This is a genomic window from Photobacterium satsumensis, from assembly GCF_050336935.1.
Classification (GTDB): Bacteria; Pseudomonadota; Gammaproteobacteria; order Enterobacterales; family Vibrionaceae; genus Photobacterium; species Photobacterium satsumensis.
In genome coordinates, this window is record NZ_JAKJSK010000010.1 from 277,710 (window position 1) to 301,057 (window position 23,348).

Genomic DNA, 23,348 nt, shown 5'->3' on the forward strand with positions numbered 1-23,348 from the left:
ATGTGCTCGGCGTTAGGCTTGATGGCCACTGAAAATTCTGTACTGGGTGTCAATTACGATTTTCAGTTTGATCATGGCATGATGGTGATCAATCCCCGCAAACTGCACAAATGGAGTGAACTGCCCCTCGGGGGGCAGTTTCGCTGGCACAGCCGCTATGGCTCCGCCACATTGGTCCAGTTTGGCTGCGAGCTTCCCTGTGGTGGGATCAACGAAATGGGACTGAGTATCCACTTGCTTGAGCAACGCGATGCATCCTACCCGCCTTTGTGCCCTATGGAGCCGGCCTTGAGCGAGCTACAATGGATCCAGTATCAATTGGATACCTGCGCTAGTATTGATGAAGTGCTGGCAAATCTAACGACCATCAAGGTGTACAGCCAATTTATCCCGCTTCACTATGTGATTGCCGATAGCTCCGGGCAAGGTGCTGTGATTGAATTTGTGCACGGTGAGATAGTCGTTAGCCGCTTTCAGGCCGGCAAGCCGTTGGTGTTGACCAATCATAGTTTGGCCAGCAGTCGCCAGCATTATCAACAGTCCAGCCTGGCGAAGCCGGCAGCTTGCTCCAGTAGCTCAATTGCCCGTTATTGCCGGCTGTTAGACTACAGCCAGACTTTTCAGGACAGTAGGAAGGCACCTGAACATTTTGTCCGCGAGGGGCTGGAAAAGGTGGCGATTGCGGGTAAGTGTTGGGATCCCCTGCTGCAGGTGTTGTTTGGCGCAGGCAGCTTCAGGACGTGTTGGCAGATACTCTTCACGCCAGGTAATAGGACTATGGGATTTAATCGGTATGGCAACGGCTGCGGGTTTAGAATCTGTCTCGATGACTGGGCATTTGACACACTTCAGGAGCGTTTATGTTGCGATCTCCATCCCTCGTCTGATCGTGGCGCTAAACCGAAAATGATCCCTTACTCGTACCATGAGAATCGTCAGATGATCACCAAGACGTATCGCCCCTATAAGCGGCATTTTCCTGCAAGGGCTATAGAAGAAATAGCCCGCTATCCCGATCAATTTTTGGTATCTGAACAGTGATATTAAACATAGGATGTTGAAAGTAAAAATGAAGTCTGTTTATGCAAATCCTGAGCAAGCCATTGAAACTTGGTTTGCCAACTTCTCAAATCACGACAATGGTGATTACCGGTTGATTTGTTTCCCTTTTTCGGGAGGCGGATCCAACATATACCGCCAATGGCCAGCGCATCTGCCACAGGCGGAAGTGTGGGCGTTGAAGCTACCGGGCCGGGAGGCTAGGTTCTCAGAGCCGGTGATGACCGACCTTGAACTGTTGGTTGAAACGCTGGCACCGATTGTCAGAGTTCTGATGGATAAGCCCTGCGTGTTCTTCGGCCATAGTATGGGGGCATTGATTGCCTTGGAGCTGACCCGTTATGTGGAAAAACATTACGGCTGCTCACCAGAACTCTTGGTCGTATCAGGTTTCCGTTCACCCGAAAGGAAGAGCAAGAAGCGGCAGCTCCATGCCCTACCTGAGTCCGAGTTTGTTAGTGAATTGCGTGAATACGGAGGGACGGTACCGCAGATTCTTGAGCACCGAGAAACGATGTTACTGCTGTTACCTATGCTTCGTGGCGACTTCAAGATGCACGAAACGCACAACTTTGACCCGTCGCAGTCGGTCAGCTGCCCAATTCATGCGCTTTATGGACGCGCCGATGAAGTTGCCAATAGAGACGATATTGAAGGCTGGGAAAAATATACTCAAGAGACGATAGCGATCACAGAGTTCGATGGTGAGCATTTCTTCCTCAACACCAAGTATCCCCAGATCTGTGATTTGATAGAAACGCAGATGGGGAGTGCGACTTCAGGACGGGGAAGGCTTCGTGCTTAAGGGGGATAGTTACGCCGACGATATATCGGTTCACGATGTCATCTATATCATTGCCAACAATATGGATAGTTGGCCTCGGCTCATTCGCGATCTTGCACAGTATGAGCAGGATCAAGTCGATCAGTTCGTCTTCGAGAAAGATAAAGCCAGATATACGGTCAGCCACTGGTATATGCGCCGGATCCTTGCCGACCACCTTGGCTGCACCATGAGCGAGCTGTTTTTTTTTCAAGGCCGCTTCGGCAAGCCATATCTTAGTGTAGAGACAGGTTTGTTTTTCAACTTGAGCCATTGTGAAGAGTACAGTGTCCTAGTGGTCAGCCGCTATGGCGAAGTCGGGGTCGATGTCGAATCGCCGCAGCGGATGTCAGTCAGTGAGATCGATGGACTTACGCAGTCTGTATTGACCAGTGCTGAGCACGAAAGGCTTGATCGGTTACCTGTAGAGCAACAGTGTGAAAGTTTCATTCGGCTTTGGACACTGAAAGAAGCCTATTTGAAGCAGAAGGGCTGGGGGTTGCATTACGAGCTGAACAAGTTGAGCTTCTCAATCGATGGACCGATAGAGGTGGAGGTGGCCGGTATGCCGGATTGTGATATCAAACTTGGCAGTATTATGACACAAGGGCACATCGTGTCTTGGGCTACACTCAATCGTGCAGAACCACAGATTAGGCACCTTAACTTGCCAGCTTGATTTGAACTTTGCGCATAATACTGAGTTAGTTCAAAAATAATTCATTCACTAAGTTATATTTGTATTGTTTTATCGTCAGCCTTTATCTGATAACCAGTGATCATTAAAGGTATCCTATATTCTTCGACTAGAAGATCATGCCAATAGCCATGAAAATAACTATGGGCATCAGAATAATGATGAACGGAATTTTTTGAGTTTAAGACTTCGATAACCCTTTTTACTGACACAATCAGTCAAAATAGTCGATGTCGATATAATAGCGATAAATGACTTCTTTATTAACAATTACTTCCCTGTTGAATTAGGATTCCGTTTAGCTATGCTTATATAAGCATATGATAGAGTTAAGCTATGGCTCTTGTTTAATAATATGTATGTTGTGATGTTGCACTACAGCAGAAACTATTCTAAACCTGATATTTAAAACTGAAGGTTGCAGAACAGTTAAAATAATTATGAATTTAACGGATGAACAGCGTCCTATTGTAGAGAAAGTTCACTTAGCTCTGGTTGCCAAGTGCTGACGTAACGTCTTGGGCCGCAGGCATTCAGGGTAATCGGTGTGCCAGAAAATCGGCCCGGCGAAAGTCTTGCAGTATCACGCCAATGGGGATTAGACCGTCTTCCTGTAGAAACTCTAGCCAGGAACACACAACCTTTCGTCCTGAACGACATAGCGTTTCCATGCTGGCTTTAGTGCCCGGACGACTGATGTACCAAAGGCCAAACTGTAGCACCAGACGTTGCCAGCTCTAAAATGTATCAGGCAGGCGGCTAACATGGCCTTGATCATGTTAGCCGGCTTTTGGTAAACGGATATGGCAGTATGCACCCGTCGACTTAGCCTTACACGAATTTACCTTGTTGGTAATCCTGAATGGCTTGCTCAATCTCCCCCATGCTGTTCATCACAAAGGGACCATAGTGAACGACAGGTTCGTTAATAGGATGGCCAGATAACAATAACACCCCGGCTTCGTTTTCAGTTGAAATAGCTAAACCTTCCCCATTGCCGAGCAAAGCCAGTGTGCCTTGCTTGACCGTAGTATCACCCACTTGAATCTCGCCGTGGTATACGTAGAGCATGGCTTGAAAGTCCGGATTGAGGCAGCTGTTAAATGTCGCGGCCTTGTGTGCCTGCCAATCAGCAATTGTTACCGGGACACCTGTTTGCTGCAATGGGCCGGCAAGTGTTGTTCCTCGGGTTGTTAAGTCACCGGCAATAACGCGGATAAGGCTGCCATCCTCTTGTTGGTATTGCGTGATAACGTCAGACTGAAAATCATGATAATCCGCAGGCTGCATTTTTTTTGCTGCAGGTAGGTTTATCCAGATCTGGAAACCGTGAAGCTTCCCGTCAGTCATGATTGGCATTTCACTGTGGATCACGCCTTTTCCTGCAGACATCCACTGGGCTCCACCATCGCTGAGTTCACCGACATTCCCCATGTGATCCTTATGCTGGAAATGGCCTTTTAACATGTAGGTCAGTGTTTCTATGCCCCGGTGTGGATGGGGAGGGAAACCACCGATGTAGTCAGCCGAGCTTTCGGACTTCAATTCATCGATCATTAAAAAAGGAGAGAACTGTGTGTTGTTAAAACCATGTACTCGTTGAATACGGACACCATCACCATCAGAGGATGGGTGGGCGGGGATGAGGGACTGGATTTGTCGAATAGCCATAATTGCCTCCTAAACTGAGTATGTTTTCAGTGTATGCAGAGTTTACAATCACAAACAGTAGCCATTGACGAACAAGATGTTTTAAAAAGTTGAATGAGGGTGGGGCTGCTCGGGAATATAAAAAGGCCATCGAATGATGGCCTTGAATCATGGTTACTTTATGGCTTACTGGGCCAAAGAGTAGAAAATCGCTGAAATAGAAATCAGGCCGATAATAACGATGAATACGTTACTGATAGCACCAGAATATTTACGCATCGCAGGTACTTTATTAATCGCGTACATCGGCATGATGAATAGCAACATAGCGATAATAGGACCGCCCAAGCTTTCAATCATACCCAAGATGCTTGGGTTGATTGTTGCTACCGCCCAAGTCGTAACAAGCATGAAGGTCGCGGTGAATGCGTTTAGGGCTTTCGGGCTAATTTCTTTGCCACGACCACGGCCAACTTTAACTACCAAGCCGTTTAGGCCTTCGCTAGCACCAATGTAGTGTCCAAGGAAAGACTTAGTAATTGCAATAATCGCAACAATAGGGGCTGCGTAAGCAATCATTGGTGTATTGAAATGGTTAGACAGGTAAGTCAGAATTGAAACGTTCTGTGCTTTAGCTTCTGCTAGGTTTGCTGGAGACAAGGAAAGCACGCAGCTGAACACGAAGAACATTACTGTTGCAACCATCATGATGTGTGCACGTTGAAGTACGCGGCGCGCTTGAGGCTCAGCATTATCACCGTGCTCTTTTTGCATCGCTACAGCAAAAGATGAAATCACCGGCGAATGGTTAAATGAGAAAACCATCACAGGAAGAATTAGCCATACCGCCATAAGGACTGATGTCATTCCGCCTTCTGCAGGCATAACATGGTTGAAGATTTCGCCATTCCATTCTGGAACCAAGTATAGAGCTAACGCTAGTAGAACCGCTACGAACGGGAATACCAATACGCTCATTGCTTTAACGATGAGTTCTTCACCCAGTCGTACAACCGCCATTAGACCGATAATCAAAGCCAACGCAAGGATCCAGCGTGCTGGTGGAACCATGCTCAACTGGTTGATCATGAAGCTTTCAACTGTGTTAGTCAGCGCCACGCTGTATACAAGCAGGATCGGGTAGATAGCAAAGAAGTAAAGTAGGGTGATTACTTTACCCATGCCCGCCCCGAAGTGTTCTTCTACTACCTCTGTGATATCAGCGCCAGGGTTGGAGCTTGAAAGCACAAAACGTGTCATGCCGCGGTGAGCGAAGTAGGTCATCGGTAGCGCAAGTACTGTCATCACTAACAGTGGGATCAGGCCGCCGACACCAGCATTGATTGGTAGGAACAGCGTACCTGCACCTACAGCTGTACCAAACAGACCAAGCACCCACAGGGTATCGACTTTTTTCCACCCCAGCTTTGCTGAAGTCGTTGATTGAGATTGAACGGTATTGTTTTTCACAGTGTCCATTATGGACATCTCCTTTATAGGTATAATTTATATATCCTTCAAAGGGTTCTCTTCGGTGTATCTTCCCTGCTTTACTGATGGAAAATCAGTAAAAGAGCAAGAGCAGCTTGCAAATAACTATTTGCAGGTTCTACGAACAATAGTAAGAAGCAAATTGTGGGGGAATCACTTTAAACGGAAAAGTGATTATATCGACGTCCTGGGTCTAAAAGCGCTAATTCCATGCATGCACAATGCTACTTGGTCATGACTGCTCTAAATCTCTAACTTATTAAAACCTTTAAAATTAACAACTGGAACCCTAGATAGGACGGGGCAAGTATAGGGGATTATCCGTATCACAACTATGGTTTTTCGCTTTTACGAGTCTGTTTGCACAATATTCAGGCACTTGTTTATAACCATAAAATATCCAGTTATAGATTTTTGTGTCTAGTGGTGAAAGTGTATTAACTTTTGTTAATAATCTTTAATTGATTTTAGCGCCGATATCAATTGGTGGAGATAATTGCGTGAATGGTTTAGATGAAGTGAGAAAATTCATGTGTGGTAGGTTTGTAAGTGGACTTCGTATAGATAAAAAGGAGTAGTTTGAAGTATTCGAAAATTTATACCATAAATTAAGTGATGAAAAATCCAGCGATCTAATTGCGCAAATGACTGGTTTAGGGGAACGGAGCAGCCTCTAATTTAGCCAAGTACGTTAAAAAATATGCTGTGTAACCATGGTGGTGTCAATATTTTGACAAATCCATTGAGTGGGTGGTGTATTTCAGTATAATCACCATATGTTTACCTATGCATTTGGTGGTATATAGTTTGGTTGTTGGTCATAGTAATGCCTATCCTTTTCAAAAGGGGTTTACTCTAATAGAAATGGTTGTAGTCATCGTGCTTTTGGGCATTTTAGCTGTTACAGCAGCACCTAAATTTATGAATAGCCAAAGCGATGCAAGAATTGCTGTCTTAAAAGGATTTGAAGGAGCGTTTCATGCTGCGAATGATATTGTGATGGCCAAGGCTGAGATAGCGGGGGTGTTAGATGGGACCGCCAGCCTTAAAAACATTCCGGGCACAGAGCTTTACGTGCATGATAACTTTATGAGCGTCAAGCCTGAACATTTGCATCAAGCAATGAGTATCGATGGCTTAACCGTGAGCGACTATGATAGCTGGACATATGTGTATTTTGGTGCAGAGCGATTCGGTGAGGAGATCACAGCACATAGGTGTTATGTAAAGCTAGAGCACTATAAAGATGGCGCAACACTAATAGACAAGTTAAAAGTTACCCAAGTAACCTATGAATGCTAATAAAAAACCGCCAACTCTGGCGGTTTTTTTTTGCGAAACGGTATTAGTCGCGGAAGTTGTCAAACTGGAATGACTGTCCCAACTCAGCACCACGTACAAGCGACATAGCTGCCTGTAGGTCATCGCGTTTCTTACCGGTCACGCGTACTTTATCGCCTTGGATTGAAGCTTGTACCTTCAGCTTCTCATCTTTAATCATTTTAACGATTTTTTTCGCAACAGTAGTGTCGACACCTTGCTTGAATTCAACGTTACAAGCAAAAGACTTACCAGTGCGAGTCGTGTCTTTTTGATCCATTGATTGTGCGTCAACATGGCGTTTAGCAAGGTTGCCACGAAGAATAGCAATTAGCTGGCTTAGTTGATAATCAGATTCTGTCGTAATTTTAACGACTTCTTTTTCTAGTTTGAAGCTAGCTTCTACACCTCGGAAATCAAAACGAGTTTCAAGCTCGCGAGACGCGTTTTCTACTGCATTTCGGATTTCAACGAAGTCGACTTCAGAAACAATATCAAAAGATGGCATGTGCGTAATCCTAATTGTTTAGTGATTTAATTATATGTTGTATTGAGGTATGGCATAGAACGGGCCATACCTCAGTCAGTTACTGTTGGCTACTTACTGCATCGGAAAGCATGTCTAGCAGGGTGACTGTATCATCCCAGTTAATGCACGGATCGGTAATCGACTGGCCATAAGTTAATGCGTCTAAATTGTCGATATCGACAGGCTGGTTACCTTCTACGATAAAACTTTCGGCCATTATGCCGGCAATAAACTGGCTGCCTGATTTAATCTGCTGACAAATGTCGGCAGCGACATCAAGTTGGCGCTTATGCTGCTTCTGGCAGTTACCATGGCTGAAATCGACGACCAAACGGGTTGGTAAATCGAATGAAGCCAATGTGTCACAAGACGCTTGAATATCTTCTGCATGGTAGTTTGGCATCTTGCCACCACGAAGAATCACGTGGCCATGAGGGTTACCTGATGTACGGTAAATGGTCATTTCACCGTTTTTGGCTGGAGAGCAGAACACATGTGACTCGCGTGTGGCGCGAATCGCATCGATTGCAATCTTGATGTTGCCATCGGTGCCATTTTTGAATCCAACTGGGCAGGATAGGGCAGAAGCCATTTCGCGGTGGATTTGAGATTCGGTTGTACGAGCACCGATAGCCCCCCAACTGATCAGGTCTGCCAAATATTGACCAGTGATCATATCAAGGAATTCAGTTGCTGTAGGCATGCCAAGCGTATTGATATCAACAAGCAACTTACGGGCAGTGTGTAGACCCTTGGCTAAATCCAAGCTGCCGTCAAGGTTAGGGTCGGAGACCAAGCCTTTCCAGCCCACGACAGTACGCGGTTTTTCAAAATAGGTACGCATAACAATAAAAAGCGTATCTTGGTATTTTTCCTGAACCGCTTGAAGTCGTTTTGCGTAGTCGATGGCTGCATCAGGATCATGGACAGAGCAAGGACCAACGATAACAAGAAGACGGGAGTCCTGGCCCGTGAGAATAGCTTCAACTTGACGACGAGAGTGGGCGATATGCTCCGCAATTTCATCTGTGATTGGGTAAGCAGCTTCTACCGCAGCCGGCGTTGGCATTAGCCCAAGGCTTACGGTGCGGAGTTCATCTGTTTTCATTGGCATAGTGTTGCCTATCTCGGTATTACAAAAATTATTGACGCGTAAAGATAGCCCAAAAGTTGGCAGGAATAAACCAAACTTGTGATATCACTTAGATTTTTATTCTAGTGCTTTCTTTTTTACTTCGCCTTTTATGAAAATAGATCAATGCAAGCTGCCTTTTTGTGCAACTGAAATATATCATCCCCACCTAGCATTAAATACATTGGCCCTGTGAATACTCAGGATCTTGTACTTACCGAAGCCATAGATAATTAAAACTTTCGACATAGCTACTTGCGTCAGGTGGCATGAGTCAGTATGTTGGGTCTATGTGAATATCTATCCATGTTGTATGGGTAAAAATGGAAGTCGATATACGAAAGGAATCACTGGCCTAGGCGCTATGATCTGTCCATATATGTTCTTCCAAGAAACCAAGATAAAGTAGTTATGGTGGCTTATGACAAACAGCGCTCAGTCAGGTTTACAATTTTCTGAAATCCTCAAATCCTCGTCGCAATTATCAAGTATGCAAGCCGATATTGGCCTGCTTTCGGTTGATGATATTTTGCTAGAAATTGGGCTCCATCCTCTGGCAGCGGCTTACCCTGCTGACTTATCCTCAGACGTTCAGCAGCAGTTGCTGGTACAAACAGAAGGTAACCCAGCGGAATATTTTGTCTCTGCTCTGGCAGAGAAGCTCATTGCGGCAGCGCAAAAAGCTGGGGACAAACCGCTCAAGGTACGCCTTGCTGGGGCTGATTCATACCAGAGGCAATCACTTCTAGGTTCAGAACTTGAAACCAAAGAGGTGAATCCGCTTATTGGCCAGCGAGGCGTTTCACGCTGGGCAAACAAGGCAATTCGTAAAGCTTTTGAACTTGAGTGCGAAGCTATCAAGCGTGCCCGAATGGCAGAAGGTATGGTGAATATTGAACTTGTCATTCCATTTGTCAGAACTTTCAGTGAAGCGGCGACGGCCATTGATTTATTGGCAGAGCAAGGTCTATGCCGCGGAGCACAAGGGCTCAGGGTTCATCTGATGGCTGAACTACCGGCTAATGCATTAACGGCAGAAAAGTTTTTGCAATATTTTGATGGGTTGGTCATTGATATCGATCAGCTAGCCCAGTTTGCTCTTGGGTTAGATCAAACCCATCCGTCATTGGAGTATTTGCATGATGATCAAAATGAAGCGGTGTTAGCACTCATCGACCATGCATTGAAGGCTGCAACGGTAGCGAAAAAACCATGTGATATGCTGAGCCATTACATCAGCAAAGCGCCTAATCTCCAGCTGTGGTTGATGGAGCATGGAGTCTCTAGAGTGATTACACAATAGTCGTTCCAACTGACGTCAATGTTTGATCAATAACTTAGCTTTATTGGTATAAAAAGCCTTGAAATGAAGAACCCGGTGGAATTCTTATCCTGCCGGGTTCTTTTTTGCTTCTTATCTCTAATTTGTTTTTTATCTCAAAAGTACGCTTCGTAGCGGTGTCTTATCTATCAGTGTAACGAGGCCATAGCTAATGATACATGTAAGAACAAAACGTAAAATGTCATTGGCGTAGCCAGTGAAACCAAGCAGGGGAAGAAGGTGCATTAAGTAAATAATGATCAGAAGGTGAACCAGATAGATCCCTAGTACATGCTTGCTAATGTTTAATTTTACCACTGACTTTCCAAATTGAGGGTGCCCCATCAACATGAAAAATAACCCAGTTGCCCAAAAGGGAGTTCCGATGAGGAAATCATGCATGTTGAATGGTACGTCATAGCGTAATAAAAATACCGCTTCAGCCAAATGTAACCCCATGCCGACTAAGGCGAGAGCAGTCGCTTTGCCAAAACTTAATTGCCATCCGTTCTGTTTGCTCATGAAGCCAATCGTGAGCATCAGCATACTCATAAACGGCCCGTTACGGCTGAATAAAGGAAATTCAATCCCCGTAATAGGCAGGTAGCTACCAGCAGCTAGACCAAAGAGATACAGCGCGATAGCAATAGGAAAGATTAAGTTTTGCTTTTTTGCATGACAACAAAGGGCAATGGCAAGTAGCCCGCAAACCAAGCCCGGGATATACCAAAGGTGAACTAAGCCGCCCTCAAACAATGTGTTCAACGGCTGGGAGAGTAAATACTGCCAATAACCACTGCGCTCAGCGATATAGCCTGATTCCCATGCCATTTGAATGTTGAAGGGCGCAAATATAAAGATTGCGCTCCAAACAAACCAGAGTTTTAAGAGTGGAGAGCTGTAATGCTTTAGGGTTGTTGAGGGTTGGGCTGAAAGCTTTGGTGCAATGAAATACCCCGCCAAGATGAAAAATAGAGGAACGGCAAAACGACTAATTTGGTTAATGAGTAGGCCGAGCCATGGTTCGTCGTTAACCAATGGAGCTTTCATGAAGAGCTGGCTATGAATAGCGATTACGCCAAGCAGAGCGACGAGCCTGCCGACTTCGAAACTGGCAATGCGGTTTTGGGTCATGGGGAGTCGAGAATGGTGAATTTAGACCTCAATATTATCAGGCATAGTCAACTTTAGTTACTCATCGATCAATAGATTTGTAAAAGTTTTTATCAAACTAGAGGGCAAGTTGCCGCTAGAAGGCGCTGTAGTGGTTTACATATATAGAGAGAGGTGGATGAACCGATGCGCGCCAACTCACAATATGCAATCAAGTCAACTGCGTGCTGTTTGATAAATAAGTAAAGAGCATCTATCTTTAGTTTCAGTTTGATATTGATAATATGCGGTTCCATTTAGGGTTGTTATTATTGGTGATTGATTTAAAGGTTTGATTATTAACATAATAATGAGAGAGTGCAATGGGAATGGATTTCCAGAGTCAAAACTCTGTAGAGGCAACGTTTAGCTCACCGGACTATGAGTTAATTGAAAAAATTGGCGAAGGTGGTTTTGGGCATGTTTATAAAGCCCTTCAGCATAGTACGCAAAAGCTCGTTGCTATAAAGTTTTTAATACTCAGTCCAGACTTCGACCAAGAAAAAAAACGGCGCTACATTGAACGATTCCATCGAGAGTCCGATTTAATCCGTCGCCTCAATCATCCAAATATTGTCCATCTTATTGATAAAGGTCAGCAGAGTGATTTACTGATCTATGCGGTTTATGAGTATATTGATGGATATACATTAAAAGAGCACTTAGATACTCATGGTGCATTGAATGCTGTTGATACTGCTGAAATTATGGCATGTGTGTTAGACGCATTATCGCATGCACATGAAAAAGGCGTGATACATAGAGATATAAAGCCTGCCAATATTATGCTCTATCAAGTCGGGGCTAAAACTCATGTTAAAGTGTTGGACTTTGGCATAGGTACATTAAAGAATGAAGTCAGGCAGTTAGACTACAAAAGCATCACGCTAACACAAGAAACCTTAGGAACGCCGACATATAGTTCGCCTGAGCAGCTACGTGGTGAGCCTCCTGTTGCTCAAACGGATATATATGTCTGGGGCTTGGTCTTTTTAGAGTGCCTAACGGGTGTGCCAACAATCACAGGTCGTAGTCTCGCCGCTATCTTTCATCAGCAATTAAGCCCGACGAATGTTCCGCTAGGCATTTTGGCTGGTCATAATTCGGCGCCTTTCTTTCGACGGGTATTGAACAAAAAGTCATATGAAAGGCCTGCTAATACAGCTGAGTTATATCATGAATTTGAAAAAATAAATTTTGTAAATTTAACGGGCACTCCTTCTCCTAAAGCTGTACATCATCCCGCTGTTGGCGTCAGTGATATCACTCAGGTTAACCAGCATGATGAGACACTGGTGAATGACGGGAACTTTTCTTATTCTCGGCTGACTGAGCGTAAACAAATATCGGTGTTAAGCGTAATCTTAACAACGGCCTGTTTGCAATCTGAAGAGCAGACGGTTCAGCTTGTCGAGCAGGATGTGATTGATACTTTCCATAGTGATCAAATGCAGCAATGTATTGATCTTGCAGTTCGTTACGGTGCTACTCATGTGGGTTCTTTAGGCGATACGTTATTATTCTACTTCGGCTACCCAAAAGTAAGTGATAATGATAGTCGGCTATGTAGTCGTGCCGCGTTAGAAATCGTGAGTAACTTTAATCGAAAAAATGCGTTGTTAAAAAAAAGCCATGGGATTGTAAGTCATATTCAGATGGGTATGCAGGCTGGATTAATGCAAAGCCTCGCAGGTAATATACCTGAAGGTAAGGCCGCTCATGATGCGATGAGTTTATGCCGGCAAGCTAAGCCTGGGCAAATAGTTTGCTCAGAAAGCGTTAAACTGATCCTTGAAAGCTACCTGAATTTTGAGCGATTAATCAATCCAGAACCGGTTAATGCGTCGGCAAGCTATGTTGAAGAAAGGCCCTACTTATTACGCTCAGAACGGTTATCAGAAGCGTTTGGCTTTTTACGCAGTACGCAAAAAAACAGGGCTTTTGTTGGTCGAGAGCTAGAAATAAAAGCGTTAGTCGAGCTGTTGGCTGGCAAAAGTAGCGATGATACGGCGCTACAGCGTACCAATAGAATCGCCCATATCCAGGGCGAAGCTGGAATTGGTAAGTCACGCTTAGTCTTTGAGTTAAGAGAGCGTATCGGTGATTGGCGACATTTTGTTGCCCAGTGTCTACCTGAACACCAAAACAATGCCCTTTATCCTATCCTCACTTTATTGAAAGTGAAATATGCACTTTCTCCTTTGTCTGATGAGCAAAAGATCATACGGCTAGCGCAAGCGATTGAGCTAAGCGATTTGCCTCAGCTGCATCAAGAGCAAGGGCTGTCAGTCTTGTCTTCATGGCTCAATATAACGACTGATGAACAAACCGCAGAGAGTAACGCGATCGGTAACTTGTCACCCGCATTACAAAAACAGCGTTTGTTTGACGTTTTAAGCCATTTGCTGTGCCAGATACACCTAAGTGATGGGGAGAAGGCAAACGATAAAAAACAACACCTATTTATTTTTGAGGATCTACATTGGGCTGATCCAACGAGCAAAGAATTTATCCATTATTTTGTTCAGACTGAAGCATTTAAAGAGGGAAATCACTGTTGGTTAAATACTTCGCGCGAGGATATACCAACCATAATGGAAGATCTCCCTTTCTTGGTAGTAAAAGTTGATAAGCTCAGTGATGCTAACGTTAATGACTATGTTGCTTATCTGTTTAATCAGCAGCCATTATCGAAACGCTTATCGGCGCTTTTAATTGAGCGAACCGATGGTATTCCATTGTTCATTGAAGAATTGGCGTCAACTTTACAAAAGCAAAAGCTAGTACATAAGGTCAATGGTACCGTTGACTTTGTCGATAGCGAAAAGCAGAGCCAAGTGCCGGTCAGTTTAAGAGAGTCGTTACAACAAAGACTTGATTGGCTTGAGTTCGCCAAAGATACTGCACAGCTTGCCGCAACAATAGGACGGACTTTTGATTACGATTTACTTGTAGCGGCATCAAGTAAAGATGAAGCGCAAGTGCAAATAGATCTGGATGAATTGATTAAGGCTGAGTTGATTTATCAGCAGCGACAAGTAGAAGGTGATAGTTATATCTTCAAGCATGCTCTGGTTAGAGATGCTGCCTATGAGGGGATAAATAGCGCCACATTGAAGCACTCCCATTTACAGGTTGCAAATTCATTAGAGGTACATTTTCCAGACGTCGCTAGAAAGGAGCCAATGGCCGTAGCGCAACATTTTGCATCGGCAGAGGTATTTAATAAAGCGGTCTGTTTCGGGATTGAAGGTGCAAAACTTAACTTGAATGCAGCATCTTCTAAAGAGACAGCACTTCAAACAGAAAAAATCAAAATTTGGCTAAGGTACCTTCACGAAGATGAGCAACGTAAGTTCAACCTAGCGCTTAACGAAATTTTAATAACATTAAATATGCTAACCGGAGGTTGGGCGTCTGAAAAGGTCAAAGAGTATAGTGAAAGCTCAATAGAGTTGTTGAACTCGGAGGAGGGGACTGAAAAGAAAGAACTCATTAAACACTTATGGTGGAAGCTGATGCAAGGCCTTTCTGCGGGGGAGCGTCAGGACCTACCACAAGTTGTACGAGAGCTGGAGCAGTTGATAACTGTAGCCAGTGATTCGGATAAGTCCGCTATCTTAAGTTTGATTGGTTATTATTTTTATACTGGTGGAGACTGCCAATCTGGCAGGAAATATATTGAATCAGCCGTTAAATATGATGCTGAAGTTGATGTAGACCCCGACCACCTTCAAATATATGGCTGGCACAGCCCTACGTTTTCGCTAGCAACTTTAGGAAGAATTTGCTGGGAGATGGACGACACTGAGTTAGCGTTAACGTATATAGATAAAGCGTTGATTAAGTCTCGTGAGCTAAATCACGTGGGTACATTGGGAATCACATTGATGTACGCAAGTATCGTACACCAATATAACAACGATAAAGATGCATGTTTTAACACGTCAAATGAGTTATTACGTTTATCGCAACAGCATGAACTACCTATTTTTGCTGCTTACGGCCGTTTAATTTTTTCTTGGGCAAGTAACGATGATCGTCACGCTGATCAGGCTCTTGTTGAGCTGAAGGAGTGTGGCTCCCGGCATGCTGTTGCCTACTTTTCTTCACTTATTGCAGATATTTACTTATTGAAGGGTGAGGCCTCAAAAGCCGTTGAAAGGTTTAATGACTGTATATCGCTATGCCAGTCGATTAACGAACATTATTACGAAGCGCAGCTATACCACCGAAGGGCAATGAGCCTTTGGCAGAATTTCCCTGAACAAGCTAAGGCTGCGGAAGATGATGCCAAACAAGCTATGTACCTAGCAAAACAAGTTGGTGCCACATATGTATATGCCAAAGTACAGCAGGATGTTAAGCACTTTTTTTAATTTAAAACTAAGGGATTAAAATGTCAGATGAAAACGCAGAATTACCAAAACGCGTTGATGAATTATCAAAACGCATTGATGAATTATCAAAACCCGTTGCTGGAAAAATGATAAATTTAAGGTTGCTTCACTTACGTGAATGTGCCCAAATTTGGTCTGAAAGTGCCAACATCGAAAGCTTTATCGAAATGTGCAACACGCATACGCTTAATAGCGCGGGTAAACTAATAAAGCTAACTGATACCGATGATAAGTCTGAATGTATTGATTTTCGTTATCAGAACCCCCTTGATACTGAGATTTTTGGTTCGAAGTTTGAAGGCCAGTATTGGGTTGATTATATGATTGCCGCTGGACCTAAGGATCCAACTAAAGTGGTATCAAAAAAGAATCACTATATGTTTTGGCAAGAGGGGATTGCCCCTTATTATAATCCGGCTAGTAGTTCGGCTATGGTGCAACCTTATATTAATAATAGGCTTATTATAAAAGTCCCTAAAAAGCAGACGCTAAATACGATTAGCGGTCAAAGAATTAATAAAGGCAAAGAGAGTCTGTCTGGTTTTGAGCAAACAATAGCGCTTTCAGTTGCTGCTGGAAATTACCCATCATTTTTTACGACCTGCTCCGAAGGTGATAAAAGCGTAACTTATGAGTCTGGAGCCCAAAGCATGGGGGATCTGGCACTTAGCGAGAATAAGTTTAATATTGAAACCGATTTATTTATTGCCCATACGGGTTTATACAGCCTGTATTTCTCTAAAGCTTATGCTAAATTTCGCCACAATGTAGGACTACCACCATTAGATCGCCATGAACCAACACAGCTAATACCTGAGTTACTTGCGCCGGGCCAACCACAAAGATCCTATAACCTTAATAATGATGCTGATGGTCTCTACTTTGGCCTTAGTGCCGGTGTCCGGAATCTAGTTACGATGATGTGGGCTGAAAATAACTTATGGGATCTATTGATTACTAAGCCAGAACAACTGGACCAGCATAAGCCAGGGCAAACGGTCAAGTTGGTGAATGAGCTGCTTGATACGACGTACCCACTTCATTTTGATTTAATTCTAATGGAGGATGAACATGCAGTTTATGCTTTTGATGAAGATGATAGAACAGAAGGTCGTTGGTATTGGGTATATGAACAAGAACTTACATCTAGCTTTGATGGTGAAAGCCAAAAAGATGTGGAACCTAACGTACCTTATCTAAGACCCAAACTACCACTACAAATAGTGCAGTATTCTATACCGCATCCGCCGGAAAATGAGGGTATGGCACCTATTGCGTTAATGAATTACGATGTTGATGATGAAGGATTTCCCTTCACTTGCTAACAATATCACTTAATGCGATCTCTCTACCTATTATCAATATAGTTATATGTTGTTATGTATTTGGGTAGGGAGTAACTTTAGAAGCAGGAAGCTCCCGCGTATAGCCTGACTCTTATGGAAGAGAGAATCTATTGAATATTTTTAGTCAATACTATGAATGGCATCCAAAGTATGTGATTCAACCGATTGATAATAAATACATTTCGTTACTAGCAGATTTTGATCATAACATTATCAGTGTTGACTCACTTGAAAAGCTAAATGATGTACTTCAACACAAGCGAACACTGGATGAGTTAAGTGCTGAACTATCGACACCTCAAGTGTTGCGCTTGTATAAAGAACTAGAATACCTATTGAAGGCGGAATATATAAGGCAGTATAAACCTAGCGATAGTGATATTCGTTACCATACGCCTAGGTTTGATAAACCGTTATCAAAGATTTTACTGGATCAGCAATCAGATAAAATAATCATATTGTCGGAATATGAGTTTTTATCTCCATTACTTAAAGTTATTGAACGTATAAAGCCAACGTATAGTGGCAGCTTCGTTATAGTTGACGATTTTTTTGACCCTCGATTGCATGAAATCAACGCTTTATTTCTGGATAAAAACGAGGATTGGATCCTAATAAAAGTGACGGGTGAGCAAGCATTTGTAGGGCCGCTCTTTAAAGCTGGTGATAATACGGCTTGTTGGCAATGTTTGCATCACCGGATGCGTATTAACACGGCTATCCGTTGGGTTACTTCAAGTGACAATATGATGGTGAAATTAGCCCACACCGGTCCAGGTAAATATCTCTTAGGCAAAGATCACTCAGGGAATAGGCTAAGCGGTGCTATAACTGCCGTACCGATACAGTATACCCGCCAGGTTGTTGATAAGCATATTGAACTGGTTGAACCGTCCCTACAGAAACTGGTTGACGATGAGCCTGCAAATTGTTTTTTTGAAGTAAATGCTGGTGGACCTGAACCAAGAGTTCACCCAGTGATTCCGTGGCCTCAATGTCCATGTTGCGGTGATCCTTATTTATCGCAAAGACAACAGCCGATAAAGCTTCAACAAGCATTAAAGTTGCCAACGCTCGATGGCGGTGTGCGCTGTAATACACCTGAGGAAACCTGCCGGAGCCTAAGTTCATTGATTAGCCCAATCAGTGGCCTTTTGAGCCATATTAAAACGGCCTCTCATTCAGGAAAGTATGTGAATAAAATTTTTCGAAGTGGTTTTTTTCAAATTCCACAGCCGCTAAATTGGCGCACGCTATCTAATGATAGTTTTCATTACACTACGATGGGTAAGGGGATCAGTACTCAACAGTCGAAAGCGAGTGCGTTGAGCGAAGGTATAGAGCGTCTTGCTTCTCAGTATCAAGGAAATGAGTTTAGTTTCTATACAACACCTCGAAAAGGAGATGAAGATTATATCTTACCTCAGGATTTAATCCCCTTTAGCCAGCGTCAATACGAAAGATTTGAAGATGATAAAAATATTGAAAATCAACTCTATGCGGCAGCAAGATACAAGGGTGATTCGCCCCTTCACTGGACTGAAGTCTGGTCTCTAACACAAAAGAGAAAGCGTTTTGTACCGCTAAGTTACTGCTATGCCAATACACCTTATGATGATCAAATATTTTGCCGTTTCTATCATAATGGTGGTGCAGCAGGTAACCGTGTAGAAGAAGCAATATTGCAAGGTTTTTTGGAAATTGTTGAGAGAGATGCTGTTGCTATCTGGTGGTATAACAAAATTCAGCGAACTCAAGTTGATATTACCAATGTTAGTGCTGATTTATTGCGACAGCTCTCAAATACGCTTGGTAGTGAGTGGGAATATTGGGCAATTAATATTACCAATGATTTCAACATTCCTGTTATAGCAGCTATCAGTCAACATCGAATAACTGGAAAGTTTTGTTTTGGCTTTGGATGCCATGTTAATGCAACAATTGCCTGTCAGAGAGCATTGACTGAACTGTGCCAAATTACAGAGATAAGAGACAGCAATACAGCACCTTTTAACTTTGACGCAATGAAGTCCGATCAATATCTTCTACCAAACGCCAGTTCACCTTGCCAGCTTGAAGACTTTTCCACGCCAAGTAATCAAGATATTTCTGATGATATCCAATATTGCTTAGCGCAAGCAGAGCGATTGAACCTCGATGTTTTAGCATTAGACTATAGCCGTCCAGAAATGATTTTGAATACGGTAAAAATTATCATTCCAGGGACCTGCCACATATTTCCATATCTAGCGGCAAAGCGTTTATATCAAGTGCCAGTTTCTATGGGATTTTTATCCGAACCGAAAACCGAGGAGCAGCTTAATGCTCAAGCCCTGCTGATATAACCGTTGAAGGTCAGGCTATGTGTGGATTACTTTTTTATCATTCATTATCAAATCAGTTAAGCACTGAGAAATTCATTGCTGCACTCCAAAAATTACATCACCGTGGTCCTGATGAAACTGGTACATGGGTTTCTCATGACCAGACTGCGGCCTTAGGGCATAAACGGTTGTCGATTAATGGAGGGGAGGCTGGGCGGCAGCCATTATTATCTGAAGATAAGCGATGGATAGCTGTTGTCAATGGTGAGTTTTATAACTCTAGGCAATCATTGATCGACGAAGGAATACAATTTAAGACTGGTAGCGATAGTGAATATTTACTGAACAGCTTTATTTCCAAAGGGGAAGCGTGTATGAGTGAACTCGACGGTGAGTTTGCTTTCGCTTTGTGGGATCAAAAAACCAAAACTGCGTATTTAGCGAGAGATCGTCATGGTATTAAACCGTTGTACTTTGCTCAAGTTGGCGATCAATTCATTGCTGCTTCTGAAATCAAAGCATTATTAGCATATGGTGTGCCAGCTCGTTGGAATCAACAATATTTAGCTACGGCAGGGGCTTTCGTTACTGGTGCCAATGAGACCTGCGTAGAAGGCGTGTATGCTGTTCAACCCGGTGAGTTATTGAGCCTTACCACAAGTGGCCTAGAGGTAAGGGGTTATTTAAAACAATCTCCTCTTGACCCTACATTGTACCCAACGAGTCAATTATCATTCACAGAAGCGTGTGTCCAATTTGAACATTTACTGATTAATGCTGTAGGAAAGCGCTTACAGAAGGGGATGGGTAATGCGTGCTACCTGAGCAGCGGTATAGACTCTTCAATGATTGCTGCGATGGCTGCTGAGAGCTCAAGTAGCATTGATGCTTTTAGCATTGGTTTTGACGATCCCAGACTTGATGAAAGTAAAACGGCTCGATACATCGCAAAACAGCTGGGTGTTAGCCATCATACCATCGTTGCAACAGATGATTTACTTGCAGATTCATTTGAAGAATCTGTTTATCATTGCGAGAGCTCAGTACCTAATCTGAACGTCACAGCCAAGTATTTATTAAGCAAAACGCTGGCTACTAATGGCCATAAGGTTGCTTTGACGGGGGAGGGCGCTGACGAATCATTAATGGGTTACCATTTTTTTAAAAAAGACCTGTTGTCGCCTTATAAAAACGTTCAGGAGATGCCGATAAAGCTGAGCTCTCATTTATTAGATGTTTTCCAGAAAATGGGATACATTCCAGCTCAAATCATGCATTCCTCATATCAAGCGGAAGTCCTGAAACAATTACAAAGTGATAAAGATATAGATATAAATCCGTATACTAGTTTGTTGAGTAAAGCAGTAGCTACCGGTGAAATGTATAAAAACTCTCAAAGGTTGCACTATAAAAGCGCATTTCAAAACTATAACCTTAGCGCTTTAGCGGATAGAACAGAAATGGCAAATGGCATTGAAGGGAGGACACCTTTTTTAGATAATGAATTGGTCGACTTTATTCACTCACTACCTATTGCATTCAAAGTAAATGAAAATATCGATAAACGAATATTACGACAGGTTGCAAGAAAATATCTTCCAGATGAGATCTCGATGATTGATAAAAAACCGCTTATCGCACCTGTTAGCTGTTTTCGTGAAAGTGAGCCTTTATCTAGTCTGTTCGACCATTATTTCTATGATGATAGTAATCTACCAGAATTTTACTCAATCAATAAGGTGAGAGAGCTTTATGCAAAACTTCGTAATGCCACTTATCCGCAACAGGTTAAGTTTGACCCTGTTTTTATGCATTTAGCCAGCCTGATGGTTTTGCAGAAGCATTTTTCTTTGGCATTTTAAAAAACAGTAATAGGGAGCGGTTAAAGATAATGACTAGTAATTTGAGGTGGCACCCTAGATTTTCAGCATACTGTTTAAAGAAAACAGGTGTTATGTTGATCAGTGAAAAAGAGTTTTACTGGTTGCCAGAATCGTCGTTTCCAGCATTTTGGTTAGTTGACGGAACATGCAGTTATGACAGTGTCATTGGACAATATGCTAGTTTTTATCATCATGAGCCAGAGCAAATGGTACGGTTTGTTAGTCAAGTCAATCAGTTAAAGTCACAAGGCTATTTAACTGGTGCGAGTATGGCATTAGATGAGCAATATCAAGTGTCTGGACAGACTTCACTCGAATCAGTCTATAGTGGGAATGCGATTGAAATATTGAATCTATCTTCTTCAGATAAAGGTTTCCTCGAGCTATGGTGTAATGCTCTTAAAATAATATCAGAGACTGAAGAAAATCAAGTCGGGGAGACTGTCACACGCTTCTCAAAGAAAATGACATTTTTGTTGGTTGATGATTTACTTGACAGCCGAATTGCAGATCTTGCTCGTGACCTTGAGTATTATTGCGTTATCAAAATCACTGGCAATCAACTAGCGGTTAGCCCTGTATTTAAACAATTACCAACATTACCAGAGAACGACTGCTGCTGGCTGAAATTTCAAACTTGTATATACAATAACAAGCCGGTAAGACAGTTTTTAACGCGTCTATATCCTGAAGCTCGGCATGTTATCCCTTTTGACGTAACAGACAGGCCGAAAATTGAACAGTGGCCAATGATACGTGGGTTAATTCAACGTCAATTGGAAACGAAGCAGCCTTGTTTGCTTCAACTTGATATAAGAGAAAGCACGATCTCAGAGCATGCTCTTCACTTTGCAGAAGATACTGAGCTGAAGGCTCAATTTGAGCAACCTGTAGTATTACAACATGTTGAATCTATTTATAACATGGATGGTGGTTCACGATCGATTTCACCAACAGAAACGGTTCGCAAGCTAATGCCTTTTGTTGACGCCATAACAGGTAATATTACCCACATTAAAGAATTAGCCTCTGATGATGATGCGCCGATTAAAATATATAAAACTGCTTTTTACAAAACCCCTTTAGTTAGAAACTTAGACACACTTAATAATAATGCTTTTGTGCAAACATGTTTGGGTAAAGGCGTTAGCCATGAACAGTCACGAGCAAGTGCGTTATGTGAAGCTATCGAGCGGTCAAATGCGCAGTTTAAGGGCGATGAACCCTTGTACAGAGCAAGCCCAAGTGAGTTAAGTAAACGTCATATAAGTTTTCAGACCTTGACGCCTTATAGCGCTACTCAGTATCAGCGATTTGCAGACAGTACAGACAGTGAGTCGAAGCGAGCGCAAGCCTCAATACCGTATAAAAACGAACCTATACATTGGTTAGCGACTTGGTCATTGACTAATGATGAACACGTATACGTGCCACTAACTTGCTGCTTTTCAAATATTGAAATACCACAAAAACAGACAGCGCCTCAGCGTTTTGAAGATGACAAATTTGGTCGTTGGCATTCAAATGGTGCGGCTGCCGGTAATACGCTAGAAGAAGCAATACTACAAGGGCTGTATGAGTTAATAGAGCGTGATGCTGCTGCAATTTGGTGGTACAACCAAATTGAGCGTCCAGCTTTTAACTTGCAACTACTTGAGCGTGATTTTTATGAGCCGATTGAGCTAACGTTGAGCAAGGATTATCACTTCTGGGTTCTTGATATTACCCATGATATCGGTATTCCTGTCATGGTAGCTGTGGGTCGACATAAAGAGAACGATGGCTATATCTTTGGTTTTGGTTGTCACCTGCAGCCACAATTAGCAGCTCAACGTGCACTTACTGAATTATGTCAATTGCTCCCTATTCGAAATCAGCAAGGGGCTGCATTTAATTTCGATGAAGTTGAGGAAGGGGCATATTTACATCCAAACAAAGAAATTGCACCTGAAATACCCTTTATAATCAATTCAGGTGATATGAAAGTAGATATCTTGGGTCTTGTTGGGCAACTTAAGTCTTGTAACCTTGAAACGTTAGTTGTTGACTATACTCGACAGCCAATCCCTCTGCACACTGTTAAAGTTTTTGTTCCAGGTCTGTGTCATATTTGGCCGCAACTTGCCAATGAGCGCTTATACCAGGTACCCGTTAAGCTAAAATGGTTGAATAAAGCGAAAAGTGAAAACAGTATTACGTCATTAGGGCTATATATTTAGCA

The 23,348-nt window shown here is 42.9% G+C and carries 15 protein-coding genes; 10 read left to right on the forward strand and 5 right to left on the reverse strand.

Features of this window, described 5'->3' with window-relative positions; translation table 11 throughout:
• The 3 genes from L4D79_RS21125 to L4D79_RS21135 are packed head-to-tail and all read left to right on the forward strand — an operon-like array spanning position 1 to position 2,561.
• A complete protein-coding gene (locus L4D79_RS21125; RefSeq protein WP_428654050.1) occupies positions 1-1,041 on the forward strand; it encodes a linear amide C-N hydrolase in 1,041 nt (346 codons plus the stop codon).
• A 28-nt stretch (positions 1,042-1,069) separates the two neighbouring features.
• Positions 1,070-1,864, forward strand: a complete 795-nt coding sequence (locus L4D79_RS21130; protein ID WP_428654053.1) for a thioesterase II family protein — start codon at positions 1,070-1,072, stop codon at positions 1,862-1,864.
• Positions 1,857-2,561 (forward strand): 4'-phosphopantetheinyl transferase family protein, encoded by a 705-nt coding sequence (locus L4D79_RS21135; protein WP_428654055.1) that lies wholly within the window; start codon positions 1,857-1,859, stop codon positions 2,559-2,561. Before L4D79_RS21130 ends, L4D79_RS21135 begins: the two co-directional genes overlap by 8 nt.
• A gap of 849 nt (positions 2,562-3,410) precedes the next feature.
• Here the strand turns inward: L4D79_RS21135 and L4D79_RS21140 are convergent.
• A complete protein-coding gene (locus L4D79_RS21140; protein ID WP_428654112.1) occupies positions 3,411-4,253 on the reverse strand; it encodes a pirin family protein in 843 nt (280 codons plus the stop codon).
• A gap of 162 nt (positions 4,254-4,415) precedes the next feature.
• Positions 4,416-5,708 (reverse strand): serine/threonine transporter, encoded by a 1,293-nt coding sequence (locus L4D79_RS21145; RefSeq protein ID WP_428654057.1) that lies wholly within the window; start codon positions 5,706-5,708, stop codon positions 4,416-4,418.
• A gap of 798 nt (positions 5,709-6,506) precedes the next feature.
• Between L4D79_RS21145 and L4D79_RS21150 the strand changes: the two genes are divergently transcribed.
• Entirely contained in the window at positions 6,507-7,022 is a 516-nt protein-coding gene (locus L4D79_RS21150; RefSeq protein WP_428654059.1) for a type II secretion system protein, read from the forward strand.
• Between the two features lie 43 nt (positions 7,023-7,065).
• Here L4D79_RS21150 and L4D79_RS21155 read toward each other — a convergent pair whose 3' ends face one another.
• Together L4D79_RS21155 and L4D79_RS21160 are read right to left on the reverse strand one after the other, a co-directional pair.
• Complete coding sequence (locus tag L4D79_RS21155; protein ID WP_428654061.1) at positions 7,066-7,548, reverse strand: YajQ family cyclic di-GMP-binding protein; 483 nt, start codon at positions 7,546-7,548, stop codon at positions 7,066-7,068.
• Positions 7,549-7,627: 79 nt separating this feature from the next.
• Positions 7,628-8,683, reverse strand: coding sequence for a 3-deoxy-7-phosphoheptulonate synthase (locus L4D79_RS21160; protein WP_428654064.1), 1,056 nt, complete (start codon positions 8,681-8,683; stop codon positions 7,628-7,630).
• 439 nt (positions 8,684-9,122) lie between these two features.
• Between L4D79_RS21160 and L4D79_RS21165 the strand changes: the two genes are divergently transcribed.
• Complete coding sequence (locus tag L4D79_RS21165; RefSeq protein ID WP_428654066.1) at positions 9,123-10,004, forward strand: putative PEP-binding protein; 882 nt, start codon at positions 9,123-9,125, stop codon at positions 10,002-10,004.
• A gap of 129 nt (positions 10,005-10,133) precedes the next feature.
• Here the strand turns inward: L4D79_RS21165 and L4D79_RS21170 are convergent, their stop codons facing one another.
• Positions 10,134-11,156 carry an acyltransferase gene (locus L4D79_RS21170; RefSeq protein ID WP_428654068.1) on the reverse strand — a complete coding sequence of 341 codons (1,023 nt, stop codon included), beginning with the start codon at positions 11,154-11,156 and terminating at the stop codon, positions 10,134-10,136.
• Positions 11,157-11,497: 341 nt separating this feature from the next.
• Here L4D79_RS21170 and L4D79_RS21175 point away from each other — a divergent pair, with 341 nt between their 5' ends.
• The 5 genes from L4D79_RS21175 (at position 11,498) to L4D79_RS21195 (ending at position 23,346) form a co-directional block, all read left to right on the forward strand.
• Positions 11,498-15,553: a TOMM system kinase/cyclase fusion protein gene (locus L4D79_RS21175; RefSeq protein WP_428654070.1), complete on the forward strand. Its 4,056-nt coding sequence runs from the start codon at positions 11,498-11,500 to the stop codon at positions 15,551-15,553.
• A 20-nt stretch (positions 15,554-15,573) separates the two neighbouring features.
• Complete coding sequence (locus tag L4D79_RS21180) at positions 15,574-16,899, forward strand: hypothetical protein (RefSeq protein WP_428654072.1); 1,326 nt, start codon at positions 15,574-15,576, stop codon at positions 16,897-16,899.
• 131 nt (positions 16,900-17,030) lie between these two features.
• Positions 17,031-19,265 carry a TOMM precursor leader peptide-binding protein gene (locus L4D79_RS21185; protein WP_428654074.1) on the forward strand — a complete coding sequence of 745 codons (2,235 nt, stop codon included), beginning with the start codon at positions 17,031-17,033 and terminating at the stop codon, positions 19,263-19,265.
• A 17-nt stretch (positions 19,266-19,282) separates the two neighbouring features.
• On the forward strand, positions 19,283-21,106 hold the full coding sequence (asnB, locus tag L4D79_RS21190) for an asparagine synthase (glutamine-hydrolyzing) (protein WP_428654077.1): 1,824 nt from the start codon (positions 19,283-19,285) through the stop codon (positions 21,104-21,106).
• Positions 21,107-21,135: 29 nt separating this feature from the next.
• Positions 21,136-23,346: a YcaO-like family protein gene (locus L4D79_RS21195; protein WP_428654080.1), complete on the forward strand. Its 2,211-nt coding sequence runs from the start codon at positions 21,136-21,138 to the stop codon at positions 23,344-23,346.
• Positions 23,347-23,348 lie beyond the last annotated feature (2 nt).

Excerpts from the sequence above, each read along its gene's own strand:
- L4D79_RS21145 (WP_428654057.1), bottom strand. The coding sequence starts at position 5,708 with ATGGACACTGTGAAAAACAATACCGTTCAATCTCAATCAACGACTTCA.
- L4D79_RS21150 (WP_428654059.1), top strand. The coding sequence starts at position 6,507 with ATGCATTTGGTGGTATATAGTTTGGTTGTTGGTCATAGTAATGCCTAT.
- L4D79_RS21125 (WP_428654050.1), top strand. The coding sequence starts at position 1 with ATGTGCTCGGCGTTAGGCTTGATGGCCACTGAAAATTCTGTACTGGGT.
- asnB (WP_428654077.1), top strand. The coding sequence starts at position 19,283 with ATGTGTGGATTACTTTTTTATCATTCATTATCAAATCAGTTAAGCACT.
- L4D79_RS21130 (WP_428654053.1), top strand. The coding sequence starts at position 1,070 with ATGAAGTCTGTTTATGCAAATCCTGAGCAAGCCATTGAAACTTGGTTT.
- L4D79_RS21155 (WP_428654061.1), bottom strand. The coding sequence starts at position 7,548 with ATGCCATCTTTTGATATTGTTTCTGAAGTCGACTTCGTTGAAATCCGA.
- L4D79_RS21195 (WP_428654080.1), top strand. The coding sequence starts at position 21,136 with ATGACTAGTAATTTGAGGTGGCACCCTAGATTTTCAGCATACTGTTTA.
- L4D79_RS21175 (WP_428654070.1), top strand. The coding sequence starts at position 11,498 with ATGGGAATGGATTTCCAGAGTCAAAACTCTGTAGAGGCAACGTTTAGC.
- L4D79_RS21180 (WP_428654072.1), top strand. The coding sequence starts at position 15,574 with ATGTCAGATGAAAACGCAGAATTACCAAAACGCGTTGATGAATTATCA.
- L4D79_RS21165 (WP_428654066.1), top strand. The coding sequence starts at position 9,123 with ATGACAAACAGCGCTCAGTCAGGTTTACAATTTTCTGAAATCCTCAAA.
- L4D79_RS21170 (WP_428654068.1), bottom strand. The coding sequence starts at position 11,156 with ATGACCCAAAACCGCATTGCCAGTTTCGAAGTCGGCAGGCTCGTCGCT.
- L4D79_RS21160 (WP_428654064.1), bottom strand. The coding sequence starts at position 8,683 with ATGCCAATGAAAACAGATGAACTCCGCACCGTAAGCCTTGGGCTAATG.